The sequence below is a fragment of the Roseibaca sp. Y0-43 genome (genome assembly GCF_020667835.1).
Taxonomy (GTDB): Bacteria; Pseudomonadota; Alphaproteobacteria; order Rhodobacterales; family Rhodobacteraceae; genus Roseinatronobacter.
In genome coordinates this window covers 1-2,535 of sequence record NZ_JAFMPR010000030.1, presented here as the reverse complement: position 1 = coordinate 2,535, position 2,535 = coordinate 1, and the positions used below count along the sequence as shown (strand labels likewise).

Sequence of the window (2,535 nt, the reverse complement as noted above, 5' to 3'; positions counted from 1 at the left end):
TGTTGATTGCCACTGAGATTTGACCCGGCATTGTCACCGAGAACTGACCCACCCATTTGTTATGTTCTACGTGTCATTCTGGCGTCAATGCTGGTGTTTCCTTCCGTTTCTTTTTCGCTGTTTCGGAGCTTGCCTTGAAGCGATAGCTGTCGTTGCCAGTCTCCAAAATGTGGCATCTGTGGGTGAGGCGGTCGAGGAGCGCGGTGGTCATCTTGGCGTCACCAAAGACGCTCGCCCATTCGCTGAAGCTCAGGTTGGTGGTGATGATGACGCTGGTGCGTTCGTAAAGCTTGCTCAGGAGGTGGAAGAGCAACGCACCGCCAGAGACGCTGAATGGCAAGTATCCCAGCTCGTCCAAGATCACCAAGTCGGTTTTCACCAGCGCCTCGGCGATCTTGCCAGTCTTGCCTTGGGCCTTTTCTTGTTCCAGGGCGTTGACCAGTTCGACCGTTGAGAAGAAACGCACGCGCTTACGGTGATGCTCGATAGCCTGAATGCCGAGGGCCGTCGCAACATGGGATTTCCCTGTGCCAGGCCCCCCGATCAGCACCACATTCTCGGCGCCATCCAGAAATTCGCAGCGATGGAGCTGGCGGACCAGAGCTTCACGCACTTCACTGGCCGCGAAGTCGAAGGCGGACAAATCCTTGTAGGCCGGGAAGCGGGCAGCCTTCATGTGATACGCGGTCGATCGCACCTCGCGCTCGGCCATTTCGGCCTTGAGCAACTGCGACAGGATCGGCATGGCAGCGTCAAATGCGGGTGAACCTTGCTCATGCAAGTCCTGCACGGCCTGCGCCATGCCGGGCATTTTAAGGCTGCGCAGCATGATGATAAGTGCCGCACCCGCAGGATCATGACGCATGGCGGGTTCCTCTCGTGGTGCGCAGCCCATCATAGCGGGCGACATTGGCCTCGGGCTCCTTGCTCAACGACAGGGCCGCTGGAGGGTTCACATCCGGCTGGTCAGCAGGCTTGCCGTCCAGCAGCCTGTGGAGCAGGTTCAGCACATGGGTCTTGGTGGGAACGCCCGCCTCCAGCGCCAATTCCACGGCGCACAGGACAGCCTGCTCGTCATGGTGCAGCACCAAGGACAGAATATCGACCATCTCGCGGTCCCCGCCAGGCTGGCGCAGTATCTTTGCCTGCAGCAGACGGAAGGGCTCGGGCATTTCCACGAAGGGAGCACCATTGCGCAGCGCGCCGGGTTTGCGCTGAACGACTGCCAGATAGTGGCGCCAATCATAGATGACGCGCCCCGGCTGACGGTGCGACCGGTCGATGATGCGCTCATGCGTGCAAATCACGTGCCCCTCGGCTACAACCACCAGCCGATCAGGGTAAATGCGCAAGCTCACAGGACGGTTCGCAAAGCTGGCAGGCACCGAATAACGCGTGCGGTCAAAGTTGATCAGGCAGGTCGGCGAGACGCGCTTTCGTTCCTCGACAAAGCCATCGAACATTGTGGGGAGCGCCATCAGCGCAGGCTTCTCGGCCTCCCACACATCCACTGCCCGGTAGTGGTTTGCTTGCAAACCATGAGAGGGGCGATGGTTCCAGGCAACCTGCCATGGGCTGTCTCTGCCCACAGCAGCTTGCAGCGCTCTTCCAGCCAATCATTCAGCGCATCCAGATCCGGAAAGGCCGGCATCAGCTGCCACATGCGATGGCGCGCATCGCGGACATTCTTCTCGACCTGTCCCTTCTCCCACCCCGCGGCGGGATTACAAAATTCGGGATCGAAGACATAATGGCTGGTCATCGCCGTGAACCGCGCATTCACATCGCGCTTCTTGCCAATTCTGACCTTGTCGACGGCGGTCTTCATATTGTCGTAGATGCCGCGGCCAGGCACACCTTCAAAGACACGGAAAGCATGCCAATGAGCGTCGAACAGCATCTCATGCGTTTGCAGCAGATAGGCCCGAACCAGAAAGGCGCGGCTGTGCGAGAGCTTGATATGCGCCACTTGCAGTTTGATCCGCTCGCCACCGACATAGGCCCAGTCCTCGCTCCAGTCGAACTGGAACGCCTCGCCTGGTGCGAACACCAGCGGCACGAAAGTTCCCCGATCCGTCGTGTGATACGCGCGCTGGCGCTCGCCTTTCCATTCACGAACGAAGGCCGCAACACGCTCGTAGGAACCGTCATATCCCAACTTTACCAGATCGGCGTGCATTAGCTTCGCCGTCCGGCGCTCTTTGCGTGATTTGCGCTGATCCGAGACAAGCCAAGCTGTCAGCTGCTTGGCATATGGGTCGAGCTTGCTGGGACGATCCGGCGTCTGAAACGCAGGTTCAACAATCCCCTCCCGCAAATACTTCTTGATTGTGTTACGCGAAATGCCCGTGCGCCGCGCGATCTCGCGAATGGGCATCTTGTCTCGCAGCGCCCATGTCCTGATTACCTTCAAAAATCCCATGTCGATCACTCCATTTGCCCCCAGCTGATTCAAGCCGGGCCAAGGTTGCACATGGGTCAATTCTCAATGACAATTTCTGCTGTTGCCGGGTCAAATCTCAGTGGCAATCAACA

Annotated in this window: 1 protein-coding gene and 1 pseudogene; both read right to left on the bottom strand. The window is 58.6% G+C overall.

Annotation, left to right across the window (positions count from 1 at the left end):
* Positions 1-73: 73 nt before the first annotated feature.
* Entirely contained in the window at positions 74-865 is a 792-nt protein-coding gene (istB, locus tag J1C52_RS14940) for an IS21-like element helper ATPase IstB (protein WP_227428725.1), read from the bottom strand.
* Positions 855-2,422 (bottom strand): annotated as a pseudogene (istA, locus tag J1C52_RS14935) (IS21 family transposase). The gene istB and the pseudogene istA overlap by 11 nt, the downstream one beginning before the upstream one ends.
* Between the last annotated feature and the right edge of the window lie 113 nt (positions 2,423-2,535).